Raw genomic sequence first — 17,244 nt, 5'->3', positions numbered from 1 at the left:
GCCGGGGATCAGCCGGGCCGGCGCGCCGGGCGCATCCCGTGCAGAAGCTTGAACCGGTTGTCGCCGCCCATTTCCTTCACCTCTCCGAACTGGCGCGCCATCTCCGATTCATAGGGGAGATGGCGGTTGGCGACCAGAAAAAGCTGGCCCCGTGGTGAAAGCAGCCGGGCGGCGGCGCGGATGAAGTCGAGCCCCAGCCCCGGGTCCGGGTTCCGCCCGGCGTGGAAGGGCGGGTTGGTGATGACGGTGTCGAGCGGCTCGTCCGGCTGCCAGCGGGTGGCGTCTTCCCAGTGCAGGTGGGCGCGGGGGTCGAGCACGTTGCGGCGGGCGCAGTCGAGCGCGGCAAAATCGGCCTCGACCAGGTGCATTTCCCTGATGCTCTCCCGCGTGAGGGCGCGGGCCGAGAGATAGCCCCAGCCGGCGCCGAGATCGGCGACGCGCGCGCCCAGCTTCTCGGGCAGGTGATCGGCCAGCAGGGCGGAGGCCGGGTCGATCCCGTCGGCCGAGAAAATGCCGGGCACGGTGACGAAGCCGCCCTCGATCTCGGACGGGTCGCCTGGGGCCCAGTCGGCGAAGGCGGTGGAGGCGGGGAAATGGAAGAGCTTGCCATGGGCCTTGGAGAGCGCGGGCGAAACCTCGGCGCGCTTGCGGCAGGCCTTGAGGATCGATTCGACGCCGTCGGTCTTGGCACCGTCGACGATCACCGGGCCGTCGGTCACGGACGCGGCCTCGGCCACCAGGGCCTGGCCCAGCGCCTTGGCGCGCGGCAGGCAGACGAGGGAGGCGGCGTAGCGGCCATCCGGCTCTTTCCCGCAGGTGAAGCCCTGCCCGGCGAAATGGTCGCGGTCGGGCTTGAAGGTGGTGATGACATGGCACAGGTCGGCCGGCAGCGCCGACAGGTCCATGCCCGCGCGGGGGGCGAAGACGGCGACGCGCCCGGCCTCGGGCAGCGTGACGTCGCCCGAGTCCAGCGCCAGTGACAGGCGTGACAGAGCGCTCAAGCTATTCCTTTTCCATCGTGCATTGCAGCGGATGCTGGTGGCGGCGGGCGAAATCCATCACCTGCGCGACCTTGGTCTCGGCAATCTCGTGGCTGAAGACGCCGACCACGGCGACGCCCCGCTTGTGGACCGTCAGCATGATCTCGAAGGCCTGTGCGTGGGACATGCCGAAGAACCGCTCGAGAACGGCCACGACGAATTCCATCGGCGTGTAGTCGTCGTTCAGAAGCAGCACCTTGTAGAGCGGCGGTCGCTTGGTCTTGGTGCGTGTCTCGACGATGACCGACGAGTCGCCGTCATCATCGCCGTTCTTCTGCCCCGACATCTGGAAGATAGGGTCCGTCATATCCTGCCCGGTCTCATTTGGCATGGCCGATCGTGAGTCCAGTATATAGCCTTGGGGGCAGGAGTGAAAAGAGGGGGAACCCTAGAGACGGGGCATGATGACACGGAATCTGACGACAATCGGCTTCGACGCGGACGATACGCTTTGGCAGAACGAGCGGTTCTTCCGGCTGACGCAGGAGAGATTCGCGGCGCTGCTGGAGGACTACGTGGATGGCGAGCACCTGGCGGAAAGGCTGTTGGCGGCGGAGCGGCGGAACCTGGGGCATTACGGGTTCGGCATCAAGGGGTTCACCCTGTCGATGATCGAGACCGCCATCGAGGTGACAGACGGTCAGGTGCCGGCCAGCGTCATCTCGGAACTGATCGCGGCGGGCCAGGAGATGCTGCAGCATCCGATCGAGCTGTTGCCCCATGCACGGGAGGCGGTGGCGGAGATCGCCGAAAGCCACCGGGTGCTGCTGATCACCAAGGGCGATTTGCTGGACCAGGAGCGCAAGCTGGCGCAGTCGGGGCTGGGCGAGCTGTTCGACGGGGTCGAGATCGTCAGCGCCAAGACGCCGGAGGTCTATGCCGGTATCTTCGCCCGCCACGGCAACGGCGCGGAGGCGTCGATGATGGTGGGCAATTCGCTGCGCTCGGACGTGAAACCGGCGATCGAGGCGGGCGGCTGGGGCGTTTACGTGCCCCATCACCTGACCTGGGAAATAGAGCATGACGAGCCGCCGGAGGACGCCGCGCGGTTCCGGGCGATCGACGATCTTGCCGCTTTGGCGGCACTGGTCGCGGAGATCGGGTAGGGGGCGTTGCCCCCGCCGTTGAAATCCAGAAGGATTTCAACGTCTCCCCCAGGATATTTCCGGCCAGAAGAAGCCCTGTGGGCCCTGTCAGGCAGACGGCGCGATCAGGATGGCGCGGAAGTCGTTCACGTTGGTAAGGGTGGGGCCGGTGACGACCTGGTCGCCGATCCGATCGAAGAATCCATGGGCGTCGTTGCGGTTCAGCGCCTCGGCGGCGTCGGGGCCCCTGGTGAGAGTGTCGGGGCCGATCAGCGCGCCCGCGACCTCGGCCGCGCCGTCGACCCCGTCGGTATCGCAGGCGATGGCATGGATGCCGGGGGCGCCGTCGAGCGCGAGGGCCAGGGCGAGGGCGTATTCGGCGTTGGGGCCGCCCACGCCGTCGCCGCGGCGGGTGACGGTGAGTTCGCCGCCGGAGAGGAGGAGGCGCGGGGCGGCGTTCTTGGAGAGCTTCGCCCGCTCGTCGAGGGCCTTGCGGGCGTGATCGGCGGCCACGTCGCGCGCCTCTCCTTCCAGGGCGTCGCCGAGGATTTCCACATCGCAGCCTTCGGCGCGGGCGAGGTCTGCCGCGGCATCGAGCGATTGCGAGGGGGCCGCGTAGATCACGTTTTCCACGCGGGAGAGGCGCTCGTCGTCGGGCGCGAGCGGGTTGCCCCCTTGTTCGAGGTAGGCGGTGATCGAGGCGGGGGCCGTGACCTTCCAGCGGGCGAGCGTGTCGAGGGCGCGCCGGGCGTCGCCGGTGTCGCCCACGGTCGGGCCGCTGGCGATGTCGGCGGGGTTGTCGCCGGGCACGTCGGAGATCATCAGCGCCAGCATCCGGGCGGGGTAGGCGGCGGCGGCGAGCTTGCCGCCCTTGACCGCCGAAATCTGCTTGCGGATGCCGTTGATGTCGCCGATGGGCGCACCGCTGGAGAGCAGCGCGTCGGTGAGCTGGCGTTTCTCGTCCAGCGTGATGCCGCCGGCGGGGGCGTTGAGCAGGGCCGAGCCGCCGCCGGAGATGAGCGCCAGCACGGTGTCGCCTTCGCCCAGCCCGTCGAGCAGGTCGAGCATCCGGCGCGTGGCGCGGGTTCCGGACTCGTCGGGGACCGGGTGGGCGGCCTCGACGATCTCGATCCCCTGGCAGGGGCGGGCATAGCCGTAGCGGGTGATGACCAGACCCTCGCAGGGGCCGTAGACCGCCTCGACCGCCTCGGCCATCCGGGCGCTGGCCTTGCCGGCGCCGACCACCACGAGCCGCCCTTCGGGCTTCGGCGGCAGGCAGGCGGCGAGGCTTTGCATCGGGTCGGCCACCTCGACCGCCCGGTCGAACAGGCGGCGCAGGAAGGGGAGGGGGTCTTGCATCGGCAGGGTCTCCTCGGGTTTGCGTTGGCGCACCCTAACGTGGTGGCGGTGGCGCTAACAGCGCAAAGCCGACAGGTTGGGGGCCGGTCTCGGCAAAAAGGGGGCGCTGCCCCCTCGGCCTGCGGCCTCACCCCCGGAGTATTTCCGGAACGGTGAAATGGCAGGGCGCGCGCCCCGGCCGGCGTTGGGGCCTCCGCCAGCTTGACAATTGCAGGGTGGCAAGCGACAGACGCGGCCATGATGACGAGCCTTCTGCACGTGGCCCTGGGCGGCGCGATCGGCGCCTCCGCCCGCTACCTGACCTCGGTGGCGGCGATGCGGCTGATCGGGCCGGGGTTTCCGTGGGCGACGCTGTTCGTCAACGTGGCGGGGTCGTTCCTGATGGGGGTGATCGTGGTGGTGCTGGCGCGCGAGGGCGGAACCAGGGCGGCGGGGCCGTTCCTGATGACCGGGCTGCTGGGCGGGTTCACCACCTTCTCGGCCTTCTCGCTGGACGCGGTGACGCTGTACGAGCGCGGGCAGGTGGCGCTGGCCGGGGCCTACGTGATGGGGTCGGTGATCCTGTCGCTGGCGGCGATCGTGCTGGGCATGGCGCTGATGCGCGCGGTGTGGACATGAGCGGGGTGCAGACCCTGACCGTGGCCGAGGGCGATGCCGGGCAGCGGCTTGACCGGTGGTTCCGGCGGCAGTTTCCGCATGTACCGCAGGGCCGGATCGAGAAGATGTGCCGCAAGGGCGAGCTGCGCGTCGATGGCGGGCGGGTCAAGGCCGCGACCCGGCTGGAGGCGGGGCAGCAGGTGCGCATCCCGCCGCTGCCGGAGCCGGGGGAGGCGCGTGCGGCCGAGAAGCCCGCGGTGTCCGAGGCGGATGCCAAGATGATCCGCGCGGCGGTGATCTATCGCGACGATCACGTGATCGCGCTGAACAAGCCGCCGGGCCTGCCGGTGCAGGGGGGCAGCAAGCTGACCCGGCATGTCGACGGGATGGCCGAGGCGCTGCGGTTCGGGCTGGAGGAGAAGCCGCGGCTGGTGCACCGGCTGGACAAGGACACGTCGGGCGTTCTGATCATGGCGCGGACCCGGGCCGTGGCGGCCAGCCTGACGGAGGCGTTCCGGCATCGCGATACGCGCAAGATCTACTGGGCCGCCATTGCCGGCGTGCCGACGCCACGGGCCGGGACGATCAAGTTCGGGCTGGTGAAGGCGCCGGGCCACGGCAAGGGAGGCGAGGGGGAGAAGATGCTCTGCCTGCACCCCGGCGAGGTGGAGCGGACGGAGGGCGCCAAGCACGCCACGACCGATTACATCGTGATCGAGCCCGCCGGGACGCGCACCGCGTGGGTCGGCTTGGTGCCGGTCACCGGGCGGACGCACCAGCTTCGGGCGCATATGGCCGAGCTGGGGCATCCGATCGTCGGCGACGGCAAGTATGGCGGGTCGGGGCAGGAGAACCTGGGCGATGGCTGGGGCGCGCAGCTGGGCGGGGAGGTGAGCCGCAAGCTGCACCTGCATGCCCGGTCGCTGACGCTGAGCCACCCGGTGACGGGGGCGCGGCTGCACCTGACGGCGCCCTTGCCGGAGCACATGGCAAGGACGTGGGAGATGTTCCAGTGGCAGCCCTCCGAGGCGCCCGAAGACCCGTTCGAGGAGATTGCATGACAGCGTCGTTGAAACTGGTGATCTTCGATGTCGACGGCACGCTGGTCGACAGCCAGGGCGATATCGTGGCGGCGATGGCCCATGCCTTCGACCGGGCCGGGCACCCGGCACCGGCGCGGGAGGCGACGCTGGGGATCGTGGGCCTGTCGCTCGATGCGGCCTTCCCGCGGTTGGCGCCGGAGCTGCCGGCGGAGACGCATGGCGCGATGGTCGAGTGGTACAAGGAGGCCTATGTGGCGTTGCGGTCGCAGGCCGGGGCGGCGGCATCGTCGCCGCTTTACCCGTATGCGCTGGAGACGCTGGCCGCGCTGCACGCGCAGCCCGAGACGCTTCTGGGCGTGGCGACCGGCAAGTCGCGCCGGGGGCTCGACAAGCTGTTCGAGGGGCATGACCTGGGCCGGTTCTTCGTGACGTCGCAGGTGGCCGATCATCACCCCTCGAAGCCGCACCCGGCGATGCTGCAGGCCGCGCTGGCGGAAACCGGGGTCGCGGCGAAGGACGCCGTCATGGTCGGCGACACGACCTATGATCGGGACATGGCGCTGGCGGCCGGGGTGCCGTTCATCGGCGTGTCATGGGGCTATCACGCGGCGGAGACGTTGACCGGCGCGGCGGCGATCCTGCGGGATTTCCGCGAGTTGCCCGAGGTTCTGACAACGTTGCGGGGAGCGGCGGCATGAGCGAGTGGAAGGCCAAGCGGTTCTGGAAGGAAGCGCAGGTTGTCGAGGCCGGGGAAGGCTTCGCCGTCGAGCTGGATGGCCGGCCGGTGCGGACGCCGCTGAAATCGGCGATGACCCTGCCGTCGCGCGCCATGGCCGAGGCGGTGGCGGAGGAATGGGATGCGCAGGAGGGCGAGATCCGGCCGCTGAGCATGCCGGTCACCCGCGCCGCCAATGCCGCGATCGACAAGGTGACAGTGCAGCGCGAGGAGGTGGCCGAGATGCTGGCCGCCTATGGCGACAGCGACCTGCTGTGCTATCGCGCCGACAGCCCGCAGGAGCTGGTTGCACGGCAGGCCGAGGCGTGGGACCCGCTGCTGGACTGGGCCGACGCCACCTTCGGCGCGCGGCTTATTCCGGTGCAGGGGGTCATGCATGCCCCGCAGAATCCGAAGGCGCTGGACAAGCTGGCGCAGCCGGTTCACGCGATGGAGCCGTTCCGGCTGACCGCTTTTCACGACCTCGTGGGAATCTCCGGCTCGCTGGTCATCGGCCTTGCCGCGATCGGCGAGGTGCGGGATATCGGCGAGCTGTGGCGCCTTTCGCGCATCGACGAGGCCTGGCAGGAAGAGCAGTGGGGCATCGACGAGGAGGCCCGGGCGCAGGCGGCGGTGAAAGAAAGTGATTTCTACGCTGCAAAGCAGTTTCATGATCTTGCGCAGGCCGCATGAGTGACCGCAACCCATTGGGTGACGCGTCGGAAACTCCATGATATGTCCATCGTTTTTCGTGATCCGGGGCTTGACGTGCGTCGATGAATCCACACAAACTTGCGGGCACTGATGGGGACTCTCCCCAAATACAGTATCGCTCCGGCCTCCGAGGGGCCGTTTAAACCGTTCTGGATAGAGCGGACAATCAGGAAGAGGTAAAAATGAAAAAATCCGTATTTCTTGGTGCGCTGACTGTCGCCGGCCTTTCGGCTGGCGCTGCTGCTGCCGGCACGTTGGACGACGTAAAGGCCCGCGGCACGCTGAACTGCGGCGTCACCACCGGCCTCGTCGGTTTTGCGGCGCCTGACGCCAACGGCGTCTGGGAAGGTTTCGATGTTGGTGTGTGTCGCGCCGTTGCAGCGGCCGTTCTGGGGGATTCCACGGCCGTCGAATTCGTTCCGACCACCGGCAAGACGCGCTTCACCGCCCTTGCCTCGGGCGAGATCGACATGCTGGCCCGGAACACGACCTGGACCTTCTCGCGCGACGTCGACCTGAAGTTCGAATTCACCGGCGTGAACTACTATGACGGCCAGGGCTTCATGGTTCCGTCCGGCCTGGGCGTCAGCTCGGCCAAGGAACTCGACGGCGCCACGGTCTGCATCCAGACCGGCACCACCACCGAGCTCAACCTGGCGGACTACTTCCGCTCGAACAACATGAACTACGAGCCGGTGCCGATCGAAACCAACGCCGAAGCGCAGCAGCAGTACCTTGCCGGTGCCTGCGACGTCTACACCACCGACCGTTCGGGTCTTGCGGCCACCCGTGCCGCGTTCGAGGCGCCGGGTGATCACACCATCCTGCCCGAGACCATCTCGAAAGAGCCGCTCGGCCCGCTGGTGCGTCACGGCGACCATGAATGGGGCGACGTTGTCCGCTGGACCCTGAACGCGCTGATCGTGGCAGAGGAACTGGGCGTGACCAGCGCCAACATCACCGACATGGCCAGCTCGGCCGGTGACAACCCGGAAATCAACCGCCTGCTCGGCACCGAGGGCAACCTCGGCGAGATGCTGGGCCTCGAGGCCGACTGGGCCGTCAAGGCGATTTCGGCCGGCGGCAACTACGGCGAGCTGTTCGAGCGCCACATCGGCGAGAGCACCCCGATCGGGCTGGCCCGCGGGCTGAACGCCCAGTGGAAAGACGGCGGCCTGCTCTACGCTCCGCCCTTCCGCTAAGACAGACCTTCGAAAGGGCGCGGATCACTCCGCGCCCTTTCAGCACTTTCCTACGGGATAAGAACATCGGCCCACGGCGCAAAAAAGCCGCCGCAAAAAACAAACCGGGCTGAACAACGGGGACTTCCAGATGACATCAACGACCGACCCGCATACGGAGTCGTTCCGACTGTCCATGCTGATTTACGATACCCGGTATCGTTCGACCACCATCCAGGTGGTCGCGCTCATCGGGTTCCTGATCCTGATCGGCTGGCTCATTTCCAACACCGCGCAGAACCTGCAGGACCTCGGCAAGGAGCCGTCCTTCCGCTTCCTGTTCGAACCGGCGGGCTATGACATCAACCAGCGGCTGATCGAGTACACCTCGCGCAGTTCGCACCTTCGGGCGGCGTTCGTCGGGCTTCTGAACACGCTGCTGGTCGCCGTGATGGGCTGTGCGCTGGCGACGGTGCTGGGCGTGCTGATCGGTGTGCTTCGCCTGAGCAAGAACTGGCTCGTCTCCAAGATCATGACGGTCTATGTCGAGATGTTCCGGAACGTGCCCGTGCTGCTGTGGATCGTGCTGTTCATGGCGGTGCTGATCGAGACGCTTCCGGCGCCGAGCGCCTTCCGCGGCGACGATCCCGAGTCGACCATGAAGCTGTTCGAGTCGGTGGCGCTGACCAATCGCGGCATCTACGTTCCCGAGCCGCTGTTCTCGCGCAGCCTTGGCGATGTGCACCTGTTCGGCCAGTCGGCGCTGAACTTCGATGTCAGCCTGAACCTGCTGGCCATCGTCGCGGTGCTGGTCGCGGGCGTGTTCGTGTCGGGCCGCATCCGCGACCGGGCGGACGCCATCCAGAACCGGACGGGCGTGCGCCCGACCACGTGGTACCTGCGGCTGGGCGTGGTGTTCGTGCCGCTGATCATCCTGCTGGTCGCCCTGGGCTTTCACCTGGGATACCCGGAGCTGAAGGGCTTCAACTTCGGCGGCGGCACGCATATGCGCAATTCGCTGATCGCGCTGTGGCTGGCCCTGTCGCTTTATACCGCGGCCTTCGTGGCCGAGATCGTGCGCGCGGGGATCATGGCCGTGAGCCATGGCCAGACCGAGGCCGCCGCCGCGCTTGGCCTCCGGCCCCGGCGGATCATGGGGCTGGTGGTGCTGCCGCAGGCGCTTCGGGTGATCATCCCGCCGCTGATCTCGCAATACCTGAACCTGACCAAGAACTCGTCGCTGGCGATCGCGGTGGGTTACATGGACATCACCGGCACGCTGATGGGCGTCACGCTCAACCAGACGGGCCGCGAGCTCGAGACCGTGCTTCTCGGGATGCTGATCTATCTCACGATCTCGCTGTGCATTTCGCTGGTGATGAACTGGTACAACAATCGCGTCAGCCTGGTGGAGCGGTGATATGAGCGAGATGCATGCAGAAACCGTAGGCTACGTTCGCGACACCATGCTGCCCGAACAGGACCCCCCGGCCACCTCGGTGGGGGCCATCGGCTGGCTGAGGGAGAACCTGTTCTCGGGATGGTTCAACTCTGTCCTGACCATATTGTCGCTGATCTTCATCTACTGGATCCTTTCCGCGCTCCTGCCGTGGTTCTTCTCTCCCACGTGGGAAGCGACGTCGCTTAACGAGTGCCGGGAAATCCTTGCGGAGATGGGCCGCGAGGGGCATTTCGGCGGCGCCTGCTGGGGCGTGATCCGCGACCGGTGGGTGCAGCTTCTGTTCGGGTTCTACCCGAGCGGGCTGTACTGGCGGCCGATCCTGGCCTTCATCCTGCTCTTCGTGGCGCTGGGGCCGGTGCTGTTCAGCGACTACTTCCCCGGCAAGCTGATCTGGTTCTCGGCGATCTACCCGTTCCTGATGCCCTGGCTGCTGTGGGGCGGTTCCGTCTGGACGCCGCTTCTGGTCATTGCCGGGCTCGGCATCGGCTATGGCGTGTTCCGGGTGGTCGCGGCCGCTGCCGGCAACCTGGCGGGGATCATCGCCGCGGTGATCGCGGCGCTCGCCTGGTGGATCTTCCTGGTCGGGCCACTTTCGGAGCTGATCCACTCGATCATTCCCGCGGGGCTCAACTCGGTCGACAGCCGCAACTTCGGGGGCTTCATGCTGTCGATCACCATCGGCGTGGTGGCCATCGCCATCTCGCTGCCGCTGGGGATCGTGCTGGCGCTTGGTCGCCGGTCGGACCTGCTGATCGTCAAGGCGCTGTGCGTGGGCTTCATCGAGTTCATCCGGGGCGTTCCGCTGATCACGCTGCTGTTCGTGGCCTCGACGCTTCTGAACATCTTCATGCCGCCGGGCACGAATTTCGACATCATCCTGCGGGTCATCATCATGGCCACCCTGTTCGCCTCGGCCTACATGGCGGAGGTGATCCGGGGCGGCCTGGCCGCGCTGCCCAAGGGCCAGTACGAGGGCGCCGACAGCCTTGGCCTCGACTACTGGCAGGCGCAGCGGCTGATCATCATGCCGCAGGCGCTGAAGATCTCGATCCCGGGCATCGTGAGCACCTTCATCGGCCTGTTCAAGGACACGGTGCTCGTGTCGATCATCGGCCTTCTGGACCCGCTGGGCCTGTCGAATGCCATTCGGGCCGACTCGGACTGGAACGGTATCGTGTGGGAGCTTTACGGCTTCATCGCGCTGCTGTTCTTCATCTTCTGCTTCGGCATGTCCCGCTATTCCATGTACCTGGAGCGCAAGCTTCAGACCGGCCACAGATAAGAAAGGATCACGCCTATGTCTGACTTAGCCGTAGATACCGAAATCGACCGCTCGCAAATGACGGTGTCGGACGACGTCGCCATCGAAATCAACAACATGAACAAGTGGTACGGCGCGTTTCACGTGCTGCGCGACATCGACCTGACCGTCAACCAGGGGGAGCGGATCGTGATCTGCGGGCCGTCGGGGTCGGGCAAGTCGACGCTTATCCGCTGCATCAACGCGCTGGAGGAGCACCAGCAGGGCAAGATCGTGGTGGATGGCACGGTGTTGTCGAACGACCTCAAGAACATCGACAAGATCCGCCGCGAGGTGGGGATGGTGTTCCAGCACTTCAACCTGTTCCCGCACCTTACCATTCTCGAGAACTGCACGCTGGCGCCGATCTGGGTGCGCAAGGTGCCGAAGAAGGAAGCCGTGGATACCGCCATGCACTTCCTCGAGAAGGTGAAGATCCCCGAGCAGGCCAACAAGTATCCGGGCCAGTTGTCGGGCGGTCAGCAGCAGCGGGTGGCGATTGCCCGGTCACTCTGCATGAAGCCGCGGATCATGCTGTTCGACGAGCCGACCTCGGCGCTCGACCCGGAAATGATCAAGGAGGTGCTCGACACCATGATCGAGCTGGCGCAGGAAGGGATGACCATGCTTTGCGTCACGCACGAGATGGGCTTTGCCCGGCAGGTGGCGAACCGCGTGATCTTCATGGACCAGGGCCAGATCGTCGAACAGAACGAGCCGGAAGAGTTCTTCAACAACCCGAAAAGCGACCGGACCAAGCTGTTCCTCAGCCAGATCCTCGGGCACTGAAGGCGTCGACATGCCATGCGAAGCCCCGGCCGATGTGCCGGGGCTTTTGCCGTTCGGGGCTCAGCCGGTCAGTTCGCGGGGGATGACGAAATCCACAGCCTTGCCGGTGCCCGTGCCGACCTCCTCCCAGCGGTCGATATCGAATTCGGCAACCAGCGTCGCGCAGGTGGGATAGTCGAAGAAGCGCGGATGCGGGGGCGGCACGGCGACGAGGGTCTGGGCGAACCAGCCGATGCCCGGATTGTGGCCCAGCATCAGCACGGTGTCGCCCGTGGCCTTGCGCAGCACGCGCAGCATGTCCTCTGGCCCGGCGTGGTAGAGCTTGCCGAGGAACTCGGTATCGCAGGCGATCTTGAGCCGGGCGAAGGTTTCCCGCGTGCGGACCGAATCGGAGCTGAGCGTCTGATCCGGCAGGTAGTCCTTGTGACGCAGCCAGTCGCCGAGCACGCGCGCCGAGACCTTGCCGCGGGAGTTGAGCGGGCGCGCGTGGTCGTCCTGGCCGGGGTTGGCCCAGCTGGATTTGGCGTGGCGCATCAGGATCAGCCGCTTCATCGGAAAGCCCTCATGTGAAAGGCGGATTGCGCCTCGAGCCTGCCATGGCCCTGGCTGACGGGGCAAGCGCGGCGGACGGCGCAGCCACGGGTCATGCAGTCATTTCCGGGGCGGTCGAGGTCGGCCTTGCAGGCGGCGACGTCATAGCTGCCGCTGGCGAAGGCGTCGACCGGGCAGGCGGTGAGACAGGGGCGGGTCTCGCAGCTCTCGCAGGGGCTGGGGGGCGGTGCGGGGGCGTCGATGCGATCGGCGAAGCCGAGGGCGCCGCGATAGGAGATCATCAGCCCCGCCGTGTCATGGACCAGCAGGCCCACGGGCGAGGAATGCGCCCGGCCGCTGGCCTTGGCCCAGGCGATGAAGGGCTGGTAGGGCGGGCCGCCGAAGGGGAAGAAGGGGGTGGCGTTCAGGGCCTCTGCCATGCCGGTGATCACCCGGTGCGACCAGCGGTCGAGCGGGTCGGGCGCGCCGTCGAGATATTCCGGAGACGCGGTGAAGGCGGGCCAGAAGCCGGGCTCCAGCGGGCCGAGCAGCACGAGCGATGCGACGCCCTCGGGCAGGTCGTCCTGCACCACGCCCATCACGCCGAGTTGCCGTTCCGTGGCGGCGGATGCTATCTCGGCCAGCTTCATTTGCGTTGAAACGGCAGGCCGAGCGACCAGCCCAGCTTCGAGGGCCGGTCATCCTGCCATTCCAGCCCCACGGTCATCCCGTCATGCCCCTTGTCGGGCTGTGCAATGTAGGTGCCGAACAGCCTGTCCCAGACCGACAGGGCGAAGCCGTAATTAGCGTCATGCTCGCGCCGGTGGATGGAGTGGTGGACGCGGTGCATGTCGGGCGTGACCATCAGCTTGCGCAGGAGCGCGTCGAGCCCCAGCGGCAGGCGCATGTTGGCATGGTTGAACATGGCGGTGCCGTTCAGCACGATCTCGAACAGGATCACCCCCAGCGCGGGCGGGCCGAGCAGGTAGACGAGGCCGATCTTCAGCAGCATCGAGAGGGCGATCTCGACCGGGTGAAAGCGGATGGCGGTGCTGACGTCGATATCGCGGTCGGCATGGTGGACCCGGTGAAACCGCCAGAGCACCGGCACCTTGTGGGTGATCAGGTGCTGGGCCCAGATGGCGAAGTCGAAGATCAGCACGGTCAGGGCGACCTTGACCCAGTAGGGCCAGCCGACGCCGTTCATCAGCCCCCAGCCCTGGGCCTCGGCATCGAGCGCGGCGCCTACCGCAAGAAGCGGCAGGGCGAGCGCCAGGGCCCGTAGCGCGAGCGTGTCGAGGATCACGATGCCCCAGTTGGTCAGCCAGCGCGTGCCGCGCGGCTGAAGCCGGGGGCGCCGGGGTGCCAGCGTCTCGATCCCCGCGAAGAGCAGGAAGAGTCCGAGAAACACCGACAGCCGGATGAGGGTTTCGTTTTCCATGGGCCGGAGCCTAAGCCAAATCCGGGCGCTGGCAAGCATCCCCGGATGGCATTCGCGTGATCAGCCCTTGCGGATGAGAGAGCCGGCGCCGTGTTCGGTGAAAAGCTCCAGCAGCACGGCGTTGGGCGCGCGCCCGTCGATGATCACCACTGCCCGTACGCCGCCCTCGATGGCGTTCAGCGCGGTTTCCGTCTTGGGGATCATGCCGCCGCCGATCACGCCTTCGCGGATCATGTCGTGGATCTGGCTGGCGGTGAGTTCGGTGAGCACGTTGCCCTCGGTATCCTTCACCCCGTCCACATCCGTCAGCAGCAGCAGGCGGTCGGCCTTGAGCGCGGCGGCGATGGCCCCGGCGGCGGTGTCGCCGTTGATGTTGTAGGTCTCGCCGTTGCGGCCGCCGCCCAGCGGCGCGATCACCGGGATCGTGTCGTCGCCGAAGAGCGTGCGCAGGATCGAGGGGTCGACCTCGGTGGGGTCGCCCACCAGCCCCAGCGCCGGGTCGGCCGGATCGCAGGTGATCAGGTTGGCATCCTTGCCCGACAGGCCCACGGCCTTGCCGCCCTGCCGATTGATGGCCTGCACGATGCGCTTGTTGACGCGGCCCGAGAGGACCATCTCGACCACTTCCATGGTGGCCTCGTCGGTCACCCGCTTGCCGTTGACGAAATCCGACTTGATCTGGAGCTTCTCGAGCATCTCGTTGATCATCGGCCCGCCGCCGTGGACGATCACCGGGTTCACCCCCACCTGACGCATCAGCACCACGTCGCGGGCAAAGGTTTCCATGGCCTCGTCGCTGCCCATGGCATGGCCGCCCAGCTTGATGACGACGATGGCGCCGTCATAGCGCTGAAGGTAGGGCAACGCCTCGCTGAGGGTTCTGGCGGTGGCGATCCAGTCGCGGTTCATCTCTCGTGTCTTCATCCCGTGGTCCCTTGCTGGGGCCGGGTTATCCCCGCATCGGGGCCCGGTATCAAGAGATTATCGGCGCGCGTGGCTACTGCACCGGCTCGCAGCCCTCGCCCTTCATGCAGCCGATCACCTGGTTCAGCATCTGCTCGCTCGGGTCCGGGATGGTCATGCTGGAACAGGGGTCGAGTGTCAGGACCGGGCCGCTCTCGCGCAGTTCGACGAAACCCAGCACCTCGATCCCCGAGGTGCCGCCGGCGCACCACGGGCCGAAGCACCGCACGTCGAGCGTGAGGGGCTTGTCGAAGGGCGTGGTGAAACCGTCGGCCGACAGGGACATGCCGGTGAGCTGTGCCGGCAGGGGGGTGCTTTCCGGGATCGAGCCCTGGTCCTGCAGGTCAGTCTTGGGGAGCCTGGTGTCATCGAAGGTCAGCGTGCCATGGACCACGATGTAGCGCTCCTCGGCCGCGTCGGCCTGCTGGTAGCTGCGGGCGGCGTCGGGGGCCATGCAACTCAGCGCCAGCGCGGGGCCGGCAAGCAGTGCCGCGAGGGCGGCGGGGGCAAGGGTGCGATGGAGTGTCATAGCCGGTCTCCGAATTCTTTCAGAACCTTTTGATAGACCTCGCGCTTGAAGGGCACGATCGCGTCGACCAGCTCTTCCGGCGGAAGCCAGCGCCACTCGGAAAACTCCGGGTGTTGCGTGGCGATGTTGATATCGCTGTCGCTGCCCTGGAAGCGCAGGAGGAACCATTTCTGCGACTGGCCGCGGAACTTGCCGCCCCAGATGCGCCCGGCGATCTCGGGCGGGAGGTCGTAGGAGATCCAGTCCTTCGTCTCCGCCTCGACCTTGACGAGCGAGGGCATGACGCCGGTCTCCTCCCACAGCTCGCGCAGGGCGGCGCGCTGGGGGTCCTCGTCTTCATCGACACCGCCCTGGGGCATCTGCCAGGCGGGGCCTTCGTTGTCGATCCGCTGGCCGACGAAGACCTCTCCGGCGGTGTTGGCGAGCATCACGCCGACGCAGGGGCGATAGGGCAGGTCGTCTTTCGTGTCCTCACTCATGCCGCGAGCCCCCGGCCCTTGAGCAGCGCTTCGACGCCGGGCATCCGGCCCCGGAAGGAGGTGTAGAGCGCCTCGGCCTCGCGCGAGCCGCCGGTCGAGAGGATGTTCTCCTCCAGCGATTTCGCGGTCTCGGTATCGAAGGCGTCGCCCGCCTCGCGGAACGCCTCGAACGCGTCTGCATCCATCACCTCGGACCACATGTAGCTGTAATAGCCGCTGGAATAGCCGTCGCCGGCGAAGACATGGGCGAAATGCGGCGTGGCGTGGCGCATGGTGATGGCGTGGGGCATCCCCAGCTCCGCCAGCACCTCGGCCTGTTTCGCCATCGGGTCGGCGGGGGCTGTGCCCTCATGGAATGCCAGGTCGACCATGGCGGAGGCCACGTATTCCACCGTCTGGAAGCCCATGTCGAAATTCGCGGCCTCGAGCACCTTGTCGAGCATCTCCTTCGGCATCGCCTCGCCCGTGTCGGCATGGGTGGCGAATTCCTCGAGCACGCGGGGCACCTCCAGCCAGTGCTCGTAAAGCTGGCTGGGCAGTTCGACGAAATCGCGGGCGACGTTGGTGCCCGAGAGCGATTCGTAGGTCACGTTCGAGAGCATCTGGTGGAGGGCGTGGCCGAACTCGTGAAACAGCGTGCGGGCGTCGTCGTAGCTCAGCAGCGCGGGGTTGCCCTTGGCGAAGTTGCAGACGTTGATGACGACGGTGCCCTGCTCCTCGGGGAACTTCGCCTGGCCGCGCATGGCGCTGCACCACGCGCCCGAGCGCTTGGAGGCGCGGGCGAAGTAATCGCCGATGAACACCGCCACGTGGCGGCCGTTGCGGGTGACCTCCCATGCCCGGCAGTCGGGGTGATAGAGCGGCACGTCGAGCCGCGCGAATTCCAGCCCGAACAGGCGGTTGGCGCAGGCGAAGGCCGCCTCGATCATCCGGTCGAGCTGGAGGTAGGGTTTCAGCGCGGCCTCGTCGAGATCATGCTCGGCCTTGCGCCGCTTCTCGGCGTAGTAGCGCCAGTCCCACGGCTCGAGCGGGCCGTTCACGCCGTCGCGCTGCATCATGTCGGTCAGCACGGCGGCATCGGCCTCGGCCTGTGCCTTGGCCGGGGTCCAGACGTCGTTCAGCAGGGTTTTCACCGCCTCCGGCGTCTTGGCCATCTCGGTTTCGAGCTTGTAGGCGGCGAAGCTGTCATAGCCCAGCAGGCGGGCGCGTTCCTCGCGCAGCTGCAGGATTTCGGCGGCGATGGCGCGGTTGTCGGTCTCGCCCCCGTTGGCGCCACGGGCTTCCCAGGCGCGGAACGCCTTTTCCCGCAGGTCGCGGCGGGGCGAGAATTGCAGGAACGGCACGATCAGCGAGCGTGACAGGGTGATCACCGGCCCGTCTTCGCCCTTCTCCTGGCCCGCCTCGCGGGCGGCGCGGACCAGGAAATCGGGCAGGCCCTCAAGCTCGTCCTCGGCCAGCACCATGTGCCAGCCCGCCTCGTCGGCCAGCAGGTTCTGCGTGAAGGCGGTGCCCAGCTCGGCCAGCCGCGACATGATATCCCGCATGCGGGCTTCCTCGGCCCCTTCGAGCGCGGCGCCGGCGCGGATGAACCGGCGGCGGGTGAGGTAGAGCAGGCGGTCCTGCTCGGGTGTGAGGTCGAGCGTGTCGCGTTTGTCCCAGAGGGTCTCGATGCGCTGGAAGAGCGGCTTGTTGGCGTAGACCTCGGAGGAATAGGCGGCGAGCCTGGGGCTGAAGGCGCGCTGCAATTCCTGCCGCTTGGGATTGGTATCGGCCCCGGCCACGCTGAAGAACACCGAGAGCACCCGGCTGAGCGGTTTGCCCGCCCGTTCCAGCGCCTCGATCGTGTTGGCGAAGTCGGGCTGTGCGGGGTTGTCGGCGATCGCCGCGATCTCGGCCCGGGCCTCGGTCAGGGCGGTTTCGAAGGCGGGGGCGAAATGCGCGTCCTCGATCCGGTCGAAGGGGGCGATTTCGTGGGGGGTGGACCAGTCGTCCAGCAACGGATTCGTCATGGGACAT

19 protein-coding genes are annotated in these 17,244 nt (G+C 67.2%); 9 read left to right on the top strand and 10 right to left on the bottom strand.

Features of this window, described 5'->3' with window-relative positions:
- Positions 1-8: 8 nt before the first annotated feature.
- Together QUV18_RS02195 and clpS are read right to left on the bottom strand one after the other, a co-directional pair.
- The gene (locus tag QUV18_RS02195; RefSeq protein WP_300891672.1) at positions 9-1,001 is read right to left on the bottom strand and encodes a class I SAM-dependent methyltransferase; all 993 of its coding nucleotides are present in this window, start codon (positions 999-1,001) and stop codon (positions 9-11) included.
- 1 nt (position 1,002) lies between these two features.
- Complete coding sequence (clpS, locus tag QUV18_RS02190; RefSeq protein WP_300891670.1) at positions 1,003-1,347, bottom strand: ATP-dependent Clp protease adapter ClpS; 345 nt, start codon at positions 1,345-1,347, stop codon at positions 1,003-1,005.
- A 97-nt stretch (positions 1,348-1,444) separates the two neighbouring features.
- Between clpS and QUV18_RS02185 the strand changes: the two genes are divergently transcribed.
- Entirely contained in the window at positions 1,445-2,146 is a 702-nt protein-coding gene (locus QUV18_RS02185) for an HAD family hydrolase (protein ID WP_300891668.1), read from the top strand.
- Positions 2,147-2,233: 87 nt separating this feature from the next.
- Here the strand turns inward: QUV18_RS02185 and QUV18_RS02180 are convergent, their stop codons facing one another.
- Positions 2,234-3,484 carry a glycerate kinase gene (locus QUV18_RS02180; RefSeq protein WP_300891666.1) on the bottom strand — a complete coding sequence of 417 codons (1,251 nt, stop codon included), beginning with the start codon at positions 3,482-3,484 and terminating at the stop codon, positions 2,234-2,236.
- A 237-nt stretch (positions 3,485-3,721) separates the two neighbouring features.
- Between QUV18_RS02180 and crcB the strand changes: the two genes are divergently transcribed.
- The 8 genes from crcB to QUV18_RS02140 all read left to right on the top strand — a co-directional run bounded on the left by crcB (position 3,722) and on the right by QUV18_RS02140 (position 11,285).
- Positions 3,722-4,102 (top strand): fluoride efflux transporter CrcB, encoded by a 381-nt coding sequence (gene crcB / locus QUV18_RS02175; RefSeq protein WP_300891664.1) that lies wholly within the window; start codon positions 3,722-3,724, stop codon positions 4,100-4,102.
- A complete protein-coding gene (locus QUV18_RS02170) occupies positions 4,099-5,142 on the top strand; it encodes an RluA family pseudouridine synthase (RefSeq protein ID WP_300891661.1) in 1,044 nt (347 codons plus the stop codon). The genes crcB and QUV18_RS02170 overlap by 4 nt, the downstream gene beginning before the upstream one ends.
- Entirely contained in the window at positions 5,139-5,822 is a 684-nt protein-coding gene (locus tag QUV18_RS02165; RefSeq protein WP_300891659.1) for an HAD-IA family hydrolase, read from the top strand. The genes QUV18_RS02170 and QUV18_RS02165 overlap by 4 nt, the downstream gene beginning before the upstream one ends.
- On the top strand, positions 5,819-6,532 hold the full coding sequence (locus QUV18_RS02160) for an ATP12 family protein (protein WP_300891657.1): 714 nt from the start codon (positions 5,819-5,821) through the stop codon (positions 6,530-6,532). Before QUV18_RS02165 ends, QUV18_RS02160 begins: the two co-directional genes overlap by 4 nt.
- Positions 6,533-6,735: 203 nt before the next feature.
- Positions 6,736-7,755 carry an amino acid ABC transporter substrate-binding protein gene (locus tag QUV18_RS02155; RefSeq protein ID WP_300891655.1) on the top strand — a complete coding sequence of 340 codons (1,020 nt, stop codon included), beginning with the start codon at positions 6,736-6,738 and terminating at the stop codon, positions 7,753-7,755.
- Positions 7,756-7,885: 130 nt separating this feature from the next.
- Positions 7,886-9,154, top strand: a complete 1,269-nt coding sequence (locus QUV18_RS02150; RefSeq protein ID WP_300891653.1) for an ABC transporter permease subunit — start codon at positions 7,886-7,888, stop codon at positions 9,152-9,154.
- A gap of 1 nt (position 9,155) precedes the next feature.
- Positions 9,156-10,478 carry an amino acid ABC transporter permease gene (locus QUV18_RS02145; protein ID WP_300891651.1) on the top strand — a complete coding sequence of 441 codons (1,323 nt, stop codon included), beginning with the start codon at positions 9,156-9,158 and terminating at the stop codon, positions 10,476-10,478.
- A 15-nt stretch (positions 10,479-10,493) separates the two neighbouring features.
- Positions 10,494-11,285 (top strand): amino acid ABC transporter ATP-binding protein, encoded by a 792-nt coding sequence (locus QUV18_RS02140; protein ID WP_300891649.1) that lies wholly within the window; start codon positions 10,494-10,496, stop codon positions 11,283-11,285.
- A 60-nt stretch (positions 11,286-11,345) separates the two neighbouring features.
- Here the strand turns inward: QUV18_RS02140 and QUV18_RS02135 are convergent, their stop codons facing one another.
- The 7 genes from QUV18_RS02135 to QUV18_RS02105 form a co-directional block, all read right to left on the bottom strand.
- Positions 11,346-11,837, bottom strand: a complete 492-nt coding sequence (locus QUV18_RS02135) for a histidine phosphatase family protein (protein ID WP_300891647.1) — start codon at positions 11,835-11,837, stop codon at positions 11,346-11,348.
- Positions 11,834-12,415 (bottom strand): ferredoxin, encoded by a 582-nt coding sequence (locus QUV18_RS02130; protein WP_300892035.1) that lies wholly within the window; start codon positions 12,413-12,415, stop codon positions 11,834-11,836. The genes QUV18_RS02135 and QUV18_RS02130 overlap by 4 nt, the downstream gene beginning before the upstream one ends.
- 47 nt (positions 12,416-12,462) lie before the next feature.
- Positions 12,463-13,257: a sterol desaturase family protein gene (locus QUV18_RS02125; protein WP_300891645.1), complete on the bottom strand. Its 795-nt coding sequence runs from the start codon at positions 13,255-13,257 to the stop codon at positions 12,463-12,465.
- A 60-nt stretch (positions 13,258-13,317) separates the two neighbouring features.
- Positions 13,318-14,181, bottom strand: coding sequence for an acetylglutamate kinase (gene argB / locus QUV18_RS02120; protein WP_300891643.1), 864 nt, complete (start codon positions 14,179-14,181; stop codon positions 13,318-13,320).
- Between the two features lie 73 nt (positions 14,182-14,254).
- On the bottom strand, positions 14,255-14,749 hold the full coding sequence (locus QUV18_RS02115) for a hypothetical protein (protein WP_300891641.1): 495 nt from the start codon (positions 14,747-14,749) through the stop codon (positions 14,255-14,257).
- Complete coding sequence (locus tag QUV18_RS02110; protein ID WP_300891639.1) at positions 14,746-15,228, bottom strand: RNA pyrophosphohydrolase; 483 nt, start codon at positions 15,226-15,228, stop codon at positions 14,746-14,748. The genes QUV18_RS02115 and QUV18_RS02110 overlap by 4 nt, the downstream gene beginning before the upstream one ends.
- Positions 15,225-17,237: a M3 family metallopeptidase gene (locus QUV18_RS02105; protein ID WP_300891637.1), complete on the bottom strand. Its 2,013-nt coding sequence runs from the start codon at positions 17,235-17,237 to the stop codon at positions 15,225-15,227. The genes QUV18_RS02110 and QUV18_RS02105 overlap by 4 nt, the downstream gene beginning before the upstream one ends.
- Positions 17,238-17,244 lie beyond the last annotated feature (7 nt).

Origin of the sequence: Roseovarius sp. (assembly GCF_030373445.1) — a bacterium.
In the GTDB taxonomy this organism is placed as follows: Bacteria; Pseudomonadota; Alphaproteobacteria; order Rhodobacterales; family Rhodobacteraceae; genus Roseovarius.
This window is presented reverse-complemented; position numbering and strand designations above follow the sequence as displayed.